This window comes from Pseudomonas urethralis, assembly GCF_021602465.1.
Classification (GTDB): Bacteria; Pseudomonadota; Gammaproteobacteria; order Pseudomonadales; family Pseudomonadaceae; genus Aquipseudomonas; species Aquipseudomonas vlassakiae.
This window is the reverse complement of record NZ_BQIJ01000004.1, coordinates 190428-206436: the sequence shown is the minus strand read 5'-3', so window position 1 is coordinate 206436 and position 16009 is coordinate 190428. Positions and strand designations below refer to the sequence as shown.

The 16009-nt window shown below is 60.2% G+C and carries 22 protein-coding genes and 1 pseudogene; 16 read left to right on the top strand and 7 right to left on the bottom strand.

Annotated features, from left to right (window positions below; translation table 11 throughout):
- Window positions 1-148: 148 nt before the first annotated feature.
- Both L6D64_RS08680 and L6D64_RS08675 read left to right on the top strand, forming a co-directional pair.
- Window positions 149-469: a hypothetical protein gene (locus L6D64_RS08680; protein WP_176506381.1), complete on the top strand. Its 321-nt coding sequence runs from the start codon at window positions 149-151 to the stop codon at window positions 467-469.
- A gap of 2 nt (window positions 470-471) precedes the next feature.
- Window positions 472-861 carry an antiterminator Q family protein gene (locus L6D64_RS08675; protein ID WP_176506380.1) on the top strand — a complete coding sequence of 130 codons (390 nt, stop codon included), beginning with the start codon at window positions 472-474 and terminating at the stop codon, window positions 859-861.
- A 70-nt stretch (window positions 862-931) separates the two neighbouring features.
- On the opposite strand, the gene L6D64_RS08670 is transcribed toward L6D64_RS08675, so the two are convergent.
- From L6D64_RS08670 to L6D64_RS08640, 7 genes and pseudogenes are all read right to left on the bottom strand, one after another.
- Window positions 932-1861: a LysR family transcriptional regulator gene (locus L6D64_RS08670; protein ID WP_176506379.1), complete on the bottom strand. Its 930-nt coding sequence runs from the start codon at window positions 1859-1861 to the stop codon at window positions 932-934.
- 17 nt (window positions 1862-1878) lie between these two features.
- On the bottom strand, window positions 1879-2388 hold the full coding sequence (locus tag L6D64_RS08665; protein ID WP_176506378.1) for a flavin reductase family protein: 510 nt from the start codon (window positions 2386-2388) through the stop codon (window positions 1879-1881).
- 25 nt (window positions 2389-2413) lie between these two features.
- Entirely contained in the window at window positions 2414-3445 is a 1032-nt protein-coding gene (locus L6D64_RS08660; protein ID WP_176506377.1) for a methionine synthase, read from the bottom strand.
- A gap of 27 nt (window positions 3446-3472) precedes the next feature.
- Window positions 3473-4459 (bottom strand): DUF1852 domain-containing protein, encoded by a 987-nt coding sequence (locus L6D64_RS08655; RefSeq protein WP_176506376.1) that lies wholly within the window; start codon window positions 4457-4459, stop codon window positions 3473-3475.
- A 150-nt stretch (window positions 4460-4609) separates the two neighbouring features.
- Window positions 4610-4912: pseudogene (locus tag L6D64_RS08650) on the bottom strand (plastocyanin/azurin family copper-binding protein); the annotation flags it as partial.
- Between the two features lie 709 nt (window positions 4913-5621).
- Window positions 5622-5855: a hypothetical protein gene (locus L6D64_RS08645; RefSeq protein ID WP_236192396.1), complete on the bottom strand. Its 234-nt coding sequence runs from the start codon at window positions 5853-5855 to the stop codon at window positions 5622-5624.
- A gap of 17 nt (window positions 5856-5872) precedes the next feature.
- Window positions 5873-6106, bottom strand: coding sequence for a DUF6555 family protein (locus L6D64_RS08640; RefSeq protein ID WP_236192395.1), 234 nt, complete (start codon window positions 6104-6106; stop codon window positions 5873-5875).
- Between the two features lie 243 nt (window positions 6107-6349).
- Between L6D64_RS08640 and L6D64_RS08635 the strand changes: the two genes are divergently transcribed.
- The 14 genes from L6D64_RS08635 (at window position 6350) to L6D64_RS08570 (ending at window position 15986) form a co-directional block, all read left to right on the top strand.
- Window positions 6350-6661, top strand: a complete 312-nt coding sequence (locus tag L6D64_RS08635; RefSeq protein ID WP_176506375.1) for a phage holin, lambda family — start codon at window positions 6350-6352, stop codon at window positions 6659-6661.
- Window positions 6662-6680: 19 nt separating this feature from the next.
- Window positions 6681-6911: an Acb2/Tad1 domain-containing protein gene (locus tag L6D64_RS08630; RefSeq protein ID WP_176506374.1), complete on the top strand. Its 231-nt coding sequence runs from the start codon at window positions 6681-6683 to the stop codon at window positions 6909-6911.
- Complete coding sequence (locus L6D64_RS08625) at window positions 6911-7102, top strand: hypothetical protein (RefSeq protein ID WP_176506373.1); 192 nt, start codon at window positions 6911-6913, stop codon at window positions 7100-7102. Before L6D64_RS08630 ends, L6D64_RS08625 begins: the two co-directional genes overlap by 1 nt.
- Window positions 7103-7182: 80 nt before the next feature.
- Window positions 7183-7521 carry an HNH endonuclease gene (locus L6D64_RS08620; protein ID WP_176506372.1) on the top strand — a complete coding sequence of 113 codons (339 nt, stop codon included), beginning with the start codon at window positions 7183-7185 and terminating at the stop codon, window positions 7519-7521.
- A gap of 173 nt (window positions 7522-7694) precedes the next feature.
- The gene (locus L6D64_RS08615) at window positions 7695-8228 is read left to right on the top strand and encodes a terminase small subunit (protein ID WP_176506371.1); all 534 of its coding nucleotides are present in this window, start codon (window positions 7695-7697) and stop codon (window positions 8226-8228) included.
- Entirely contained in the window at window positions 8225-9892 is a 1668-nt protein-coding gene (locus L6D64_RS08610) for a terminase large subunit (RefSeq protein WP_176506370.1), read from the top strand. The genes L6D64_RS08615 and L6D64_RS08610 overlap by 4 nt, the downstream gene beginning before the upstream one ends.
- A 53-nt stretch (window positions 9893-9945) precedes the next feature.
- Window positions 9946-11895 (top strand): phage major capsid protein, encoded by a 1950-nt coding sequence (locus L6D64_RS08605; RefSeq protein WP_176506369.1) that lies wholly within the window; start codon window positions 9946-9948, stop codon window positions 11893-11895.
- Between the two features lie 66 nt (window positions 11896-11961).
- On the top strand, window positions 11962-12162 hold the full coding sequence (locus L6D64_RS08600) for a hypothetical protein (protein WP_176506368.1): 201 nt from the start codon (window positions 11962-11964) through the stop codon (window positions 12160-12162).
- 15 nt (window positions 12163-12177) lie between these two features.
- On the top strand, window positions 12178-13596 hold the full coding sequence (locus L6D64_RS08595; protein ID WP_176506367.1) for a phage portal protein: 1419 nt from the start codon (window positions 12178-12180) through the stop codon (window positions 13594-13596).
- Complete coding sequence (locus L6D64_RS08590; protein WP_176506366.1) at window positions 13583-14527, top strand: phage portal protein; 945 nt, start codon at window positions 13583-13585, stop codon at window positions 14525-14527. Before L6D64_RS08595 ends, L6D64_RS08590 begins: the two co-directional genes overlap by 14 nt.
- Window positions 14524-14847 (top strand): head-tail connector protein, encoded by a 324-nt coding sequence (locus tag L6D64_RS08585; protein WP_176506365.1) that lies wholly within the window; start codon window positions 14524-14526, stop codon window positions 14845-14847. Before L6D64_RS08590 ends, L6D64_RS08585 begins: the two co-directional genes overlap by 4 nt.
- Complete coding sequence (locus L6D64_RS08580) at window positions 14844-15188, top strand: phage head closure protein (protein WP_176506364.1); 345 nt, start codon at window positions 14844-14846, stop codon at window positions 15186-15188. Before L6D64_RS08585 ends, L6D64_RS08580 begins: the two co-directional genes overlap by 4 nt.
- Window positions 15181-15624 (top strand): HK97-gp10 family putative phage morphogenesis protein, encoded by a 444-nt coding sequence (locus tag L6D64_RS08575; protein WP_176506363.1) that lies wholly within the window; start codon window positions 15181-15183, stop codon window positions 15622-15624. Before L6D64_RS08580 ends, L6D64_RS08575 begins: the two co-directional genes overlap by 8 nt.
- Entirely contained in the window at window positions 15621-15986 is a 366-nt protein-coding gene (locus tag L6D64_RS08570; protein ID WP_176506435.1) for a DUF3168 domain-containing protein, read from the top strand. The genes L6D64_RS08575 and L6D64_RS08570 overlap by 4 nt, the downstream gene beginning before the upstream one ends.
- Window positions 15987-16009 lie beyond the last annotated feature (23 nt).

The window sequence follows — 16009 nt, the reverse complement described above, 5'->3', positions numbered from 1 at the left end:
CGGTCCTAGTGGTCGGCGCCGGAATCGTTGGCATGTCCGTGGGCCGGGTCATCGTTGACGAGCTGTGGATGCCACCGCTCCAGGAGGTCGCCCCGTTACCGCACCCGCCGCGCCCGTGGCTGCGAGCGAAAAAGGGGAGGCCGCGCGAATGACGAAATCCCACGGCCCGGACCTGCGCCGCGCGGTGATCGACTTGGCCAGGTGCGAATCCTGCCGTGGCCGTGGCCTGGTTCGCGGCGTGTTCCATGAAATGGACTGTTTCGCCTGCAACGCCTCGGGCTGGGTCCGGGCCGACTCCCTGGAGCCGCTGCCGCTCCAGGAGCTGGTCACGCAGCTGAATTTCAAACTGCTGGCAACCGAGCGCCTGCTGGCCGAAGCGCGACAACCGCGCCACGCCGTGGGAGCGGCTGCCGACTACTACCGAAACAACCGTCGCGGCGCCGGCGGTACCAATTACACCGGGGATTGATCATGAAGAAAAGAACGTATGCCGACAAGGCGCTGGGTGACACGGAGTACATGCTGGAGCAATGGGGCTGGTGGCGGATGGATGGGATGGGCCTGCCCAGTTACGTCTCCCAGCTCGATGCCATGATTCGTCACAATACACCGAGCGCCAGCCCGACCAAGCAATACGTTATCACCGACGACCTGGCACTGGCCATTGACGGCGCGGTCGCCAGGCTGTGCGCTCGCAATCAGCAGATGGGCGATTTCCTCTGGCTGTACTTCGGCGCGAAATGGACAAGCATGCGGGTTGGTGAATTGCATATGTTGTCGGAACGCAAGGCCCGCGAAATCATCAAGGCCGGCGTGGCTTGGGTTGACTGTGCCCTGGAGCAATTCAGGGAAGCAGCCTAGAAAGAGGGCCCTGACTGACCGCTTTCGACCCAAGCGGTCATCGGAAATTTTTTATCTAGCGGGTACGCAGCTAGAAAATAAGCCTCGATGCTGCATTCACGCCTGGCAGCGTCGTAAAGGAGATGTCCTTCGCCGTGAGCAGGAAATCACTCATATACGACATTTCGAGCATGTCGCTGCGTACCGCTGCGTACAGAGTGGCCTGCAGCCCTTGCTCACCCAGGCGTTTGGCAATTACATAGCCTCGGGAGGTGTACTCGTGCACGGCCCAGTTCGGCAGGCAGCACACCCCACGGCCGCTGGCAACCAACTGCATCATCATCACCGTCATCTCCGCCGTTCGCACTCGGGCCGGCTCGATATCGGCCGGGTCGAGGAAGCGAGAGAAGATGTCCAGGCGGTTGCGCTCGATGGGGTAGGTGATCAGGGTCTGGCTGGCGAGGTCGGCCGGTTCCAGATACGGCTTTTCGCGCAGGGCGTGATGCTTGTCGATGGCCAGCAGCGCCTCGTAGCCGAACAACGGCACATAGGTGATGCTAGGCAGGTCCACCGGGTCGGACGTCACCACTAGATCGAGGTCGCCGCGCTCTAGGGCCGGCAGCGGGGCGAAAGACAACCCCGACGCCAGGTCCAGTTCCACTTCGGGCCAGGCGCTGCGAAACTCGTCCAGCGAGGGCATCAGCCACTGGTAGCAGCTATGGCACTCGATCGCGATGTTCAGCCGGTCGGGGGCGCCGCCGGCCAGCCTGCTCAGGTTGCGCTCCGTGGTGCGGATCAGCGGCAGCACCTGGTCGGCCAGTTGCAGCAGCTTGAGGCCGGCGGTGGTGAAACGCACCGGCTTGGATTTGCGCACGAACACCGGCATGCCAAGACGGTTTTCCAGCTCCCGGAACTGGTGCGACAGCGCCGATTGAGTCAGGTGCAGGAACTCGGCGGCTTCAGGCAGGCTGTCCGTTTCGCGCAAGGCATGGAGGGTGCGCAGGTGTCTCAAGTCGATCATGGGCAGAAGGCAGGCACTCAAGCCGCGCCAAGCGCGGCAAGGTTGCAATATTGTCCTTTGAAATACAGCAAGGGTTGCGCCGCTGCAGCACTCTGGCGCCTCAACGCTTTCACTTCACCGATCACGATCAGGTGATCGCCTGCCGCGTGCTCGGCGTGGATTTCGCAATCCAGCCAGTGCAGGCTGCCGGCAATCACCGGGTTGCCCAGAGGCGACAGCTGCCAGTCGACGCCACGCCACTTGTCCGTGCCCTTCCGGGCGAACTGGTTGGAGATCCCGACCTGTTCACCCGAAAGGATATTGACCGCGAACCGGCCCGCCTGGCGAATGCCTGGGTAGCTGGCCGAGTTGGACATCACGCTGAACGACACCAGCGGCGGGCTCATCGACACGCTGTAGAACGACTGGCAGGTGAAGCCGATCGGCTCGCCTTCGATGAGCGACGTGATCACCGTGATACCGGACGCGTAGTGCCCGAGCGCTTCGCGAAAGTGAAAGGGCTCGATGGCCGTACTGGAAAGTGACATGGTGGGTCCTGATGGTGGGCAGCCTTCAACGAGCCAAGAGTTCTCGACGAACGATTTCTGCACCGGCACTCAAGGCATTCAGCTTGCCCCTGGCCACTTGGCGAGGCAGGGGGGCCATGCCGCAGTTGGTGCACGGGTAGAGTTTGTCGGCATTCACGAATTGCAGCGCTTTGCGCAGGGTGTTGGCCACTTCCTCGGGCGTTTCAATGACATGGTTCGCCACGTCGATGGCACCGACCATAACTTTCTTGCCGCGGATGAGCTCGATCAGTTCCATCGGCACATGGGAGTTGTGGCATTCCAGCGAGACGATATCGATGCTGGATTTCTGCAGCTTGGGGAAGGCCTCTTCATATTGGCGCCACTCGGAGCCCAGGGTCTTCTTCCAGTCGGTGTTAGCCTTGATGCCATAGCCGTAGCAGATGTGAACGGCGGTTTCACACTTGAGGCCTTCGATGGCCCGTTCCAGGGTGGCAACACCCCAGTCATTCACTTCGTCGAAGAACACATTGAAGGCGGGTTCATCGAACTGGATGATGTCGACGCCGGCCGCTTCCAGCTCCCGGGCTTCCTGGTTGAGGATCTTGGCGAATTCCCAGGCCAGTTTTTCACGGCTTTTGTAGTGGCTGTCGTAAAGCGTGTCGATCATGGTCATCGGGCCAGGCAAGGCCCATTTAATCGGCTGCCGAGTCTGCTGGCGCAGGAATTTGGCGTCTTCGATGAACACCGGCTTCTGGCGGGCGACAGCACCCACGACAGTCGGCACGCTCGCGTCATAGCGATCACGGATGCGGACGGTTTCACGCTTCTCGAAATCGACGCCGCTGAGGTGTTCGATAAAGGTGGTGACGAAGTGCTGGCGGGTTTGCTCGCCGTCACTGACGATATCAATGCCTGCATGTTCCTGTTCTTGCAACGACAAGCGCAGAGCATCCTGTTTGCCTTCGATCAGTGATTCGTCTTGCAACTTCCAGGGTGACCAGAGTGTTTCAGGTTGTGCTAGCCAGGATGGTTTAGGGAGGCTGCCGGCGGTGGAAGTAGGAAGCAATTTCTTCATGTGGGATGACCTTGTATTCCGGGTAAGTCAGGCAGCGTACTGGGAGGCCCATTGCTCAAGAACAGCGTGGTAAGGTTTGATGAAGTGCTCTTCGGCAAACTTTCCCTGTTCGATAGCCAGCCGACTACGTTCTTCGCGATCATAAACAATGCGCGTCAACGAATAATCCTGGTGCTGCAGGCTTGGCTGGTAGGATTTACCGGCCGCAGAATTTGCGTTGTAGATCTCGGGGCGATATATTTTCTGGAACGTGTCCATGGTGCTGATGGTGCTGATCAGTTCGAGATTGGTGTAGTCACCGAGTAAGTCACCGGAGAAATAGAACGCCAACGGTGCGACACTGTTTGGCGGCATGAAGTAACGAACTTTCATGCCCATTTTTTCGAAATACTCATCTGTCAGAGAATATTCGTCCTGCTGGTATTCTGCGCCCAGTACTGGGTGCTGGTTTTCGGTTCGATGGTAGGTTTTGCTGCTCGAAACGCTCAGGCAGATGACCGGCGATTTCTCGAAATGTGTACTATAAGCTGGTGAATTAACAAAGCTTTTGAACAGTTTGCCATGCAGCTCGCCGAAGTGTTCAGGCGTGCTGAAGGCCGCCTGCTCTTTATTGTGCCCCGGCAGCAATACGCTGAAGTCATAATCCCGCACGTAGGAAGAAAAATTATTCCCGACCATGCCCGCGGTTCGCTCGCCGGTTTTCTGGTCGACGATGGTTGTCTTCAATATTTCGATCAGCGGGAGGGCGCTACCGCTGCGGTCAGCATCGATATTCATCTCGACTGAAATTATTTCGAGTTCGACGCTGTAACGGTCCCCTGTAGGGTTGTCCCAATGCGCCAGTGCGTTAAAGCGGTTGTCAATCATCCGCAACGTGTTGCGCAAGTTTTCCTGACGGCTCGCGCCCCTTGCCAGATTGGCAAAGTTGGTGGTGATGCGCGTGTTTTCAGAAGGGTGGTAATTTTCGTCGAAGCGGATGCTCTTGATGGAGAATTCGAAATCTTTATTCGTCATGATCGGGTGCCCCACTCGAATATTCATAGACTCTAAAATTGAGACGTATTTTATGTAGGGGGCTGATCGAGTGGAACTGAATTGATTTCACAGAACCTTTAGCTATGTTCATGACGTAGCAGCAATAAGGTGATGGATGAGCCCTTGGGCTCATCGACCCGCTTCCAGTTTTTCCAGCTGTGTAATGAGGCGTGCGTTCGCGCGTGCCGGGAGGTCGGCGGGTAGCAGCGGCTTGTCGGCATTTGGTTCACCCACCTGGATCAACGTCACCACGCCCATCGCCAGGTGCGGGATGCACTGGATGCCGTAGAGGCCCGGCACCGTGAAAGCCTGCTCGAAAGGCTGGCTTATCTTGCCTTTGAAAGGCTCGGCCTTGGCCGGAAGCAGCGCCGGTACACTGGCTGCGTTGTGGCTGCTTTGCGTAGGCACGAAACTCACGGTGTTCCGTTTGGCTCACATGGAGGTGCGTGACGGATTCCCTATTAATTCCGAGGCGGAAACCGGCGAGCGGCATCGTCGACGATCAGGCTGGCAATGGAAAGGCTGGGATGCTTGGATGCATCGCAAGAGTGGAGGCAGATAGGACGGACTACTTTCCTAGCATTAATGACAGCTTTGGGTCGTTAGCTGCCGGTCGTGTATGGCTATTCTCGGTCCTCGGCGATTACTACCGCTAGCCCACCAGGATGTAAAAGGTCTTTCCGGGCGGATAAAAGCCTGGTTTCATGGCAGCGTGTCACAGCAGCAATCGTGGACACCCAGTATTCAAGGCCCCGGATCAGTCCGGGGCCTTTTTCGTTCTGACGTGGAAACCGGAGCCAGGCCGGCCCATTGTGGGAGTCCTGGACGCGGTATAGCTGGTGAGTCACGAGCGAGAGTAGAACCCCAGCATTCGTTGACCTGTTTAGCGTTTTTCAGGGGCTGCGATGGGCGGTGTGGGAAGACACACAGAATGCAGGTGACACGCCCGGGCAGCCGGGCTAAGTCGGTAGAGGCGTCGTCTAATCCCGTGAGGACAATGGGCGGCAACGCGATGAGAGCCACGGGGTACGCGACCCAGCGAGCCATGGCCACCAAGCCGGATATGCGCCGGCCCCCTGCACCTATTCCAAGCCCTGGCAAATCAGGGCACAAATAAGCCCGCATAACGGGCTCATTTTGGCTAGCCATCTTCGAAAATCTGGAAACGGACATCGGAAATGTCCAGATCAGCGATTGCGGTTCGTCGTTCAGACGTAGTGCTAAGTGGCGCGGCGCGCATGGCCTTCAAAGTATTTTGTCTGCGATGAAGGGCCAGTAACGCGTCCAACGCGTCATCATCGGCGAAGGATTGGTGCGCTTTGCAAATCCAAAAACGTTGCTTGCCTCTTAGCATGTAGTCGATGCGGCATTTCATTGTCCCAGCCCTTCGCATCAAGCCGGGTCTGATTTGCGCCAGTTGACGAGCGAGATCCCGTATCTTTCCGCTTGGTCCTTGCCAACTGGGCGAATGCCCCGACCACCAAATTTGGGAATCACGGCCACCCCTGCATCGCAAGCCGCCCAATTCCAGGCTGCGGCATCGTTCATGCTCTCGAGGCGTAAAACGAAGCTACGAGGTTTCCCGTGGAGATGATATTCCACGGTGAAAAGCGTTGCTCCTGGCATCCATTGCTCCTTTGAATCTCCGGCTGTTTCATATTCTTTTAACGCTAACACTTAGCGACTACAAGCCGCTGCGCTCAAAATCGGACGTGGTTATGAGTTTGGGTCAATTGGTGTGGCGAAGTGCTACGACACATAACGCCTGTTGATACTGGCTATCTATACATTTCAACGCCCTGGCAATTGCCGGGGCTTTTTTGTTTTTGCGCACCGGATGGCCCGGACAGCAATCGAAACGAGAGCTTTATGGATAAAGACCCTGGAATGTGGGCCGCTGTGCTGTCCTGGGCAGTGACCCATCAAACTCAACTGTACGCGGCCGGAATGTCCATGCTGATGGCAATTTTTCGCGTTGTGCGCGGTGGTGGAACCCGCCGGCAGATGCTGCTGGAAGGCGCCATGTGCGGCCTGATCACCCTGGCCCTGGTGCCGTTGCTCCAGTGGCTGGGCCTACCCCAGTCCATGGCGACGTTTGCCGGCGGCGCCGTTGGCTTTATGGGCGTGGACAAGATTCGCGCATATTCCGACACCATATTGAGCCGCAAGGCGCAGGGCTGACCATCACCTGGAGAACACCATGGACAATCAGCACAAGAAAATCACCGGTTATCGCGATTTGAGCCAGGCCGAAATCGACGCCATGAACGCAATTAAGGCCCTGGAAGCCCAGGCCGGCGAGTTGTTCAAGCGGGTGAGCCTGATCGACGGTGTGGATCCGCGTGCCCTGGCCCTGGCCAAGACCGAATTGCAACAGGGGTTTATGTGGTTCGTTCGTTCGGTGGCCAAGCCTGCGGACCCCTTCGCCTGATGGCTGCCGAGACTGAGCAGCAGCGGGCCGCCCGCCATTCCCGAGGTGACTACACCCCCGAGGAATGGCGGGATATTTTCGCGCACCTGGAGCAAATGACCGAACAGGAATGGCTGGCCCTGGTGTGTGATGAGCTGGGACTGAATGAGTCCGGGCAGGCGGCCCAAGCGGTGCAGTATGGTGGCCTGTAGCGGATGCGCCGCCCGGCGCGCACGGATGCTCAAGTGGGCAAGGATCGCAAAGCAGCGGCTGGATACCCTGGTGGGCAACCGTGGCAAGACTAAAGACCCTAGCGGATCGGGTGAGCGTGAAGCCCGATCAGTTCAAGACACTCAACCCTGATTCCTGGCGCGCTTCCAAGCAGACGGCGGCCCAGCGTGGCTATGGCTACAAGTGGCAGCAGGCCAGGCTTGCGTTCCTGGGCAAGCATCCGTTGTGTGTGTATTGCGAGCGGCAAGGCCTGGTGACCGCGGCTAACGTGGTTGACCACATCGTGCCGCACCGTGGAGACATGACTCTGTTCTGGAATCGTGAGAACTGGCAATCGTTATGCGGCCCATGCCATGACCAAGTGAAGAAGGCCGAAGAGTCGGCCGGCCTGGTTGGATGATCGGCATTCTCATTTGAATCTGATATGAGAATCAATCGCATCAAGATGCACCAGAAGAGTGCAATATAGGCCCTGCCTATTAGGGGGGGAAGGTCATAAACCAGGCCTTTCGCCCTTCTAGACCGAGTGAGCCCGCACGCACAGATTTTTTTTCGTCCTGAGATTTTTTGTTAATGGCTTTAACACCTAGAAAACGCGCTTTTGTCGATGCGCGCAGGAAAGGTGCGTCCAATCGCGATGCGGCAATTGCTGCCGGCTATTCAGAGAAAACGGCGTCTGCAGCCGGATCGAGGTTGGCGAAAGACAAGGGCGTAATGGGCGAGCTGCACAAGCTTGGCGCCTTGGGGCTCATGCCACCGGACGTTAACAAGTTGTTAAAGCCCGATGTTAAAGCTCCGGCCGACCAGGAGCCGGCCAGCGCCAGCGGTCAGCCCGCCGACCAGGAGCAAAGCGCACCCCCTGGGCCGGCCGGTTTCGACCTGGCAAAGGTGCTGATGCACAGCGACCCCAAGCAATTTTTGCTGGCCGTGATGAACGACCAGGGCCAGGAGGCGAAGTTGCGCGTCGATGCCGCCAAGGCGCTGATGCCGTTTATCCACCAGCGGAAAGGCGAGGGCGGGAAGAAGGAGCAGGCCAAGGACAAGGCGGCCGAGGTCGCGAAAGGCAAGTTCGGTACCAGGGGGCCACCCCTCAAGGCGGTTAAATGAAATCCTGGTCTACGGCTTGCCCCGACTGGGAAAAACGGATTCAAGCGCGGGAGTCGCTGATTCCATTCGCGCCGTTGTTCCCCGATCAGGCCGCCGACGCCCTGGGCGTGTTCGGTGAGCTGCGCATGGTGGACGCCACCGGCAGCCCGCTGATGAAAGAAACCGTCCGACCCTGGGTGACCGACTTTGTGGCGTCGATTTTCGGTGCATACGACCCGGATAGCGGCCGCCGGCTGATCAAGGAATTCATGCTCCTGATCAGCAAGAAAAACGGCAAGTCGACAATCGCCGCCGGCATCATGCTGACGGCGCTGATCATCAACTGGAGGCAGTCGGGCGAATTCATCATCCTGGCGCCCACGAAGGAAGTAGCGGACAACTCCTATCTGCCCATCCGCGACATGATCAACGCCGATGACGAGCTGAAAGCGTTGCTCAAGGTTCAGGACCATCTACGCATGGTCACGCACCGGGAAACCCAAGCCACGTTGAAGGTGGTGGCGGCTGACAGCGAAACCGTGTCGGGCAAAAAGGCAATCGGCGTTTTCATTGACGAACTGTGGGTGTTCGGCAAGCGTCACAACGCCGAAGCGATGTTGCGGGAAGCCACCGGCGGGCTGGCATCGAGGCCCGAAGGTTTCATTATCTGGGCCACAACCCAATCCGACGCGCCGCCGGCCGGCGTGTTCAAGCAGAAATTGCTGTATGCCCGAAAGGTGCGAAGTGGCGAAGTTTCGGACCCGTCATTTTTGCCGGTGCTGTACGAATTCCCGAAACACATGCTCGACGCCGACGCCCATCGAGACGCGGCAAACGCTTACATCACGAACCCTAACCTGGGGCTTTCCGTCGATGAGGAATTCATCGACCGGGGCTATTCACAAGCCCAGCTGGAAGGCGAGGAATCGTTTCGGGGCTTTTTGGCGAAACACCTTAACGTCGAGATTGGTCTGGCGCTCCTTTCGGATCGCTGGGCCGGTACCGACTTTTGGGAAGCTCGGGGGATTCTTCCTGGTCTGTCGCTCGATGACCTGATCGAACGCTGCGAGGTGATCGACATCGGTATCGATGGCGGGGGGCTCGATGACCTGCTGGGGTTTGCTGCTGTCGGCCGGGATCGGCTGACCCGGCAATGGCTGCTGTGGACCAGGGCCTGGGCGCATCCCTCGGTATTGGAGCGTCGCAAGGCCGAGGCGCCGCGTTTCCGCGACTTCGACAAGGACGGACACCTAGTCCTGGTCGAGCGGATCGGTCAAGACTTCGACCAGGTAGCCGAGCTGGTTGCTAAGGTTCACCAGGCGGGCATTCTCGACCAGGTGGGAGTCGACCCGGCGGGCGTCGGTGGCATCCTTGACGCCCTGGTCGAGGCCGACGTTCCCCAGGACAAAGTTATAGGCATTTCCCAGGGCTGGAAGCTGGGTGGTGCAATCAAGACCGCCGAGCGGAAACTGGCCGAGGGAATTCTGGTGCATGGCGCCCAACCCATGATGGCCTGGTGCTGTTCGAATGCTCGGGTCGAGCCTCGGGGTAACTCGATCTTGATCACCAAACAGGCATCGGGGGCGGCCAAAATTGACCCGTTAATGGCCATGTTCAACGCCGTGTCACTCATGGCCCTGAACCCCGTGCCACCCCAGAAGCAATACCAGATGTTGATCCTGTAGCCCTGCTACATCCCCCAACCCGCCCCGGCGGGTTTTTGCGTTTGAGAGAAACCATGAACCGCGCATATAGCCTCCTGGAAATCAAGGCGGTGGACGATGACGCGCGCGTGATTACGGGTATCGCCACCACGCCCAGCGCTGACCGCGAGGGCGACGTGGTGGAACCGAAGGGGGCGCAATTCAAGCTGCCGATTCCCTTCCTGTGGCAGCACGACCATAGCCAGCCCATTGGCCAGGTCACGAAAGCCACGGTCACCGCGCGAGGCATTGAGGTAACCGTAGAAGTCGCCAAGGTGGACGAACCGGGCACCCTAAAAGACCGAATCGACGAAGCCTGGCAGTCAATCAAGGCGAGGCTGGTCCGGGGCCTTTCGATTGGCTTCGCTCCCATCGAACACGCCGCCATCGACGGCACCTGGGGCCGCCGTTTCTCCAAATGGGAATGGCTGGAACTGTCCGCCGTCACCGTCCCGGCCAACGCCGGGGCATCCATCCAAACCATTAAATCCATCGACCGGAAGTCGCGCGGCGCGTCCGCCATTGGCGCGCTCCCGGTCGTGCGCATCACTCCCGCCGGCGTTTCGGCACCCGTAACAAAGTCAATTCAAACCGCCGAAGGCGAGGACGATATGAACCTGCAAGAACAGATCGAGCAATTCGAAAAAACCCGCAAGGCCAAGGCCGCGCGACTGGAAGAAATCATGTCCAAGTCTGCCGAGGAAGGCCGCACCCTGGACGCCGCCGAGTCGGAAGAATACGACACCCTGGAGGGCGAGCTGGCCGCCGTCGATAGCCACCTGAAACGCCTGCGCACCCTGGAGAAATCCGCCGCGTCCACTGCCAAGCCAGTGGAGCCGCGCGTGGTGAACAAGGCCGCCGGCGGCGCCGAGTTCCGCGATAACGCCATCATCCGCGTTGAACGCTCGCTGCCGAAGGGCACCGCATTTACCCGCTATGCCATGGCCCTGGCCCGCTCCAAAGGCAACTTGATGCAGGCGGCCGAAGTGGCGAAGGGCTGGGCGGAATCGACCCCGGAAGTCGAAACCGTGCTGAAAGCCGCTGTCGCCGCTGGCACCACCACCGACCCGGAATGGGCCGCGCCGCTGGTTGAATACCAGAACATGACCAGCGAATTCATCGAGCTGCTGCGCCCGCAAACCATCGTTGGCCGCATCCAGGGCCTGCGCAACGTGCCGTTCAACATCCGTATGCCTGGCCAGACTTCTGGCTCGTCGGTCGGCTGGGTAGGCGAGGGCAAGCGCAAGCCGGTTTCGTCCCTGGCGTTCGACACCAGCAAGCTGGGCTTTACCAAGGTTGCCGGTATTGTCGTGCTGACTGATGAACTGGTGCGATTCAGCAACCCGAGCGCCGAAGCCCTGGTGCGCTCGGACCTGACCGCATCCATGGCGCAGTTCCTGGACGGTCAATTTGTTGACCCGAGCGTGGCCGAAGTCGAAGGCGTGTCGCCAGCGTCGGTTACCAACGGCGCCGCCAGCATCGCCGCCACCGGTGTTGATGCCGACTCGCTGCGGGCTGACGTTCGCGCGCTGTTCCAGGAGTTCATCGCCGCGAACATGACGCCATCGAGCGGCGCGTTCATCATGTCCAACACCACGGCCCTGGCTATCTCGATGATGGTCACCCCGCTGGGCCAGACTGAGTTCCCAGGCCTGACCATGAACGGCGGTACGTTCTTTGGCCTGCCGGTAATCACCTCCGAAACCGCCGGCGACATGATCATTCTGGTGGCCGCGTCCGAAATCCTGCTGGCCGATGATGGCGGCGTGACGCTGGACGCCTCCCGCGAGGCATCGCTGGAAATGTCCGACTCTCCAGACGGCACCGGCACCATGGTTAGCCTGTGGCAGCAAAACATGGTCGGCCTTCGCGCCGAGCGTTTCATCAACTGGAAGCGCCGTCGCGCAAGCGCCGTGGCCTACATCACCGGTGCGAAATACGGCTCTGTCGTTGATGCCGGCGGCACCGGTGGCGGTAGCGAGTAATCGACCCGCTGCAACTCGATAGGGCGCCCAGGTGGCGCCCCTTTTTTTTCTGCCGAGGGTTGAACCATGAAGACTCAAGTTCGCGCGCTGCGCGATCACTACGGCCACAAGGCCGGCGACGTGTTCCTGGTTGGTAGCCAGTACGTCCGCGCCCTGGTGGCGCTGGGCCGGGTTGCCGTGGTCACGTCGGCGGCTGAGCTGGCGCAAGACGACGAAACACCACGCAAAAAGCGAGCGTACAAGCGCCGCGACATGCAAGCCGAATAACTGCGAGGCGCGCAAATGAGGTTGCCATTTTTCGGGCGCAAGGCCAGAACCGAAGTCGCCGCCGGGCAGGCCCAGGAAAAGGCGCTGCGCCCCGCCGACAATCGCGGCACCGGATGGCTCGGGGTGATCCGTGAGTCATTCACCGGCGCATGGCAAGCAAACGTCGAGATTCACCAGGACACGGTTCTGGCTTTTTCGACGGTGTTTTCGTGCGTCACGCTCATTGCATCCGACATCGCGAAAATGCGGGTCAAGCTGGTGGAACTGACGGGCGATGGGATCTGGAAGGAAACCCAAAGCGCGGCGTTTACCCCAGTCCTGCGCAAGCCTAACCACTTCCAGAACCGGATTCAGTTCTATGAATCCTGGGCTTTGTCCAAGCTGACCACGGGCAATACCTACGCGCTCAAACAGCGCGATGCGCGCGGCGTTGTGGTGAAGCTGTACATCCTGGACCCGCGCCGCGTCACGCCCCTGGTGGGCGACGACGGGAGCGTGTTCTACGACTTGAAGGCCGACAATATTTCCATGCTCCAGGAGGGCGTGGTGGTGCCGGCCAGTGAAATCATCCATGACCGGATGAACTGCCTTTTCCATCCCCTGGTCGGGATTTCGCCAATCTATGCATGCGGCCTGGCCGCGATGCAGGGGCATGAAATCCAGAGTAATTCGGCCCGCTTTTTCCGCAACGGATCGAAGCCGGGCGGTGTGCTGACCGCACCAGGAGCGATTGGTGAGGACACGGCCAAGCGCCTGAAAGAACACTGGGACCAGAATTTTTCGGGTGAAAACTCGGGCAAGGTCGCGGTGCTGGGTGACGGCCTGACCTATGAGGGCATGGCGCTGTCGGCGGCCGACTCGCAGCTCATCGAGCAATTGAAGTGGTCGGCGGAAACGGTCTGTTCCGTGTTCCATATGCCCGGCTACAAGGTTGGCGTAGGCACGTCCCCGACCTACAACAACGCCGAAATCTTGAACCAGGTGTATTACTCCGACTGCCTGCAATCGCTGATTGAGGCCCTGGAGCTGTGCCTGGACGAAGGCCTGGAGCTGCCGACGCCCTACGGCACCGAGTTTGACCTGGACGGCCTGTTACGGATGGATACCGGCGCGCTGTACAAGGCGAATAACGACGCAATCGGCGGCGGCTGGATGGCGCCGAACGAAGGCCGGAAACGGGCAGGGCTGGCGCCTGTTCCTGGTGGTGACTCGCCGTTCATGCAGCAACAGCAATTCAGCCTTGAGGCGCTGGCGAAGCGGGATCAAGACGACCCATTCAGCAAGCCGGCCGCGCCATCGGCGCCGGCCGCCGGCGACACGCCCGCCGATACCGCCGATGACGAAACGCCCGAACCTTCCCGGGATGATGAAGAAGACCAGGTGCGCTTGTTCGCGCTCCTGGTTGAAAAGGAGCTGACCCTTGAAACTTCGTGAGCTTGAGGCCCAGGCCAAGGCCCTGGCGCCTGTACTGAAAGGGTTTGTCGAGCGTGCCCTGGGCGTGTTCCGCGACGACCTGGCCAAAGACCAGGCCGAACGTGACGCGGCGTTGCGAGAGGAATTCGCCAAGGGCCTGGAGCAAGTCCAGCGGGTTGACCCTGCGGCGCTCGCCCAGGAAGCGGCCGCCCTGGTGCCGGTACCGGAGAACGGCAAGGATGCCGACCCCGAAGCCATGCGCCAGGCCGTCGCGGATGAAGTGGCCAAGCTGCCGCCGCCCAAGGATGGCGAGTCGGTCACGGTTGAAGACGTGGCGCCGATGATCCAGGAGCAGGTCCAGAAGGCGGTCGCCGCGCTGCCGCCCGCTGAGCCTGGCGCGAGCGTGACGGCCGAGGACTTGCGCCCGCTGATAGCCCAGGAGCTGGCCAAGGCCTTGGAAGGCCTGGAGCTGCCCAAGGATGGCGAGCCGGGCCGCGATGCGCTCCAGCTTGAAATCATGCCGGAAATCGACCCGTCGAAATCCTTTGTCCGTGGCACGTTCGCGAAGCACGCCGGCGGCCTGTGGCGCGCCTTCGAGCGCACCCACGGGATGAAAGGCTGGGAGTGCATCGTGGAAGGCCTGGCGGGCGTCGAGGTCGAGCAAAGCGGCGAGCGGGGCCTGGACGTGTCACTAACGCTGTCGAGCGGTGCCCAGGTGCGAAAGGCGCTGGCGCTGCCGGTGATGATCTATCGCGGCGTGTTCACTCCTGGCGACTACACGCCGGGCGACACCGTGACCTGGGGCGGGAGCCTGTGGCACTGCGACGAAGCCACCGCCGACAAGCCGGGCGAGCTGGGCAGCAAGGGATGGACCCTGGCAGCCAAGCGCGGCCGCGACGGCAAGCCCGGGACGAATGGGCGTGATCTGACCAAAGGAGTAGCCGCCCTATGATGTACATCACGCTTGACCAGGGTAAAGCGCACCTGCGGATTGACGACGACGCCGACGACACCGACCTGGAAGACAAAATTCAGGAGGCAAGCGACCTGGTGCGCGGCTATTTGAAATCGTCCGCCGACGCTTACCTGGACGACGACGGCGAGGTGGTGCCCAACCTGGTTCCGTATGCGGTCAAGGCCGCCACGAAACTGATGCTGGGCTATCTGTACCTGCAACGCGACGGGGATCAAAGCCGCGAATTCGAACCGGGCTATTTGCCGCGCCCAGTAACGGCGCTGCTGTACCCGCTGCGCGACCCGGCGCTGGCGTGAGTATCCAAGCGGGCAGGCTCCGCCATCACGTCACCTTCGAACAGCGCGGGTTTAGTCAAAACCCTGACACGGGCGAAATGCTCCCTGGTGAATGGGCTCAGGCTTTCAAAGCCTGGGCGGCAGTAGAGCCGATGTCTACCCGAGAAGTCATCGCCGCGCGCGAGCGCAGCAGTGCCGCAAGTCATCGGATCGTAATCCGGTACCGGGCTGGGGTAGATGCGCAAATGCGCGTTGTGTACCGGGGCGTGGTGTACGAAATCATCGGTGATCCGCTGCCCGACAAGGAATCAGGCAGGGAGTATCTAACCATCATGGCGTCAACAGGACTCACAAATGGCTGATTTCGTCACCTACCAACTGAAAGGCACTGAGACGCTATCGGCCAGGTTCCGCCAGTTCAGTCAGGACATGCGCGAAAAGGTGGCCAGGCCCGCCGCTAAGGAAGCAATGGGCCTTGTCCTGGATGACGCCAAGGACAGGGCATTGCGGATCGATGACCCCGAAACCAGGAACGTCATCGCGAAGAACATCGGCATGGTTGAGCGCAAGGACGAAGGCGCCGAACTGGGGGCAGTGATCTTTTCTGTGGGCGTGCGCAATACACGCGCCCGGCAGCGCGGCGGCGCGACGTTTTACTGGCATATGGTCGAGCTGGGCACCGAGCATTCACGCGCCCGGCCGTTCCTGCGGCCCGCGCTTTCGAACAACCGGGAAGCTGTGTTCAAGGCATTTATCGGCGCTGCCAAGGCCGAGTTGCTGACGCTGGGGGTTTCCTGATGGCAGTGATTTTCAAACTGTGCGCCGCTTCGGCGTCGGTAACCGACCTGCTGGGCGTTTCTCCGACCAGGCTGTTTCCATTCGGCGAAGCCCCGCCAAACGTGGCAAAGCCATATGCCGTGTGGCAGGTGATCGGCGGGTCACCCATCAACGTGATCGACGGCCCGCCCAATGCTGACCGCACCAGGATTCAGGTTGATATCTACGGCGAAACCGGGGAATCGGTCGCCGCTGTGGCCGCCGCAATCCGGTCTGTGATCGCTCGCCGCGCCTACGTGACGGGGTTCAACGTCGACGGCCGCGACCCCGACACCAAAAGCTACCGAAAAAGCTTCGATGTCGACTGGATAGTCGACCTGTAGCCCGCCGGTTTTCCCCTTTGCCC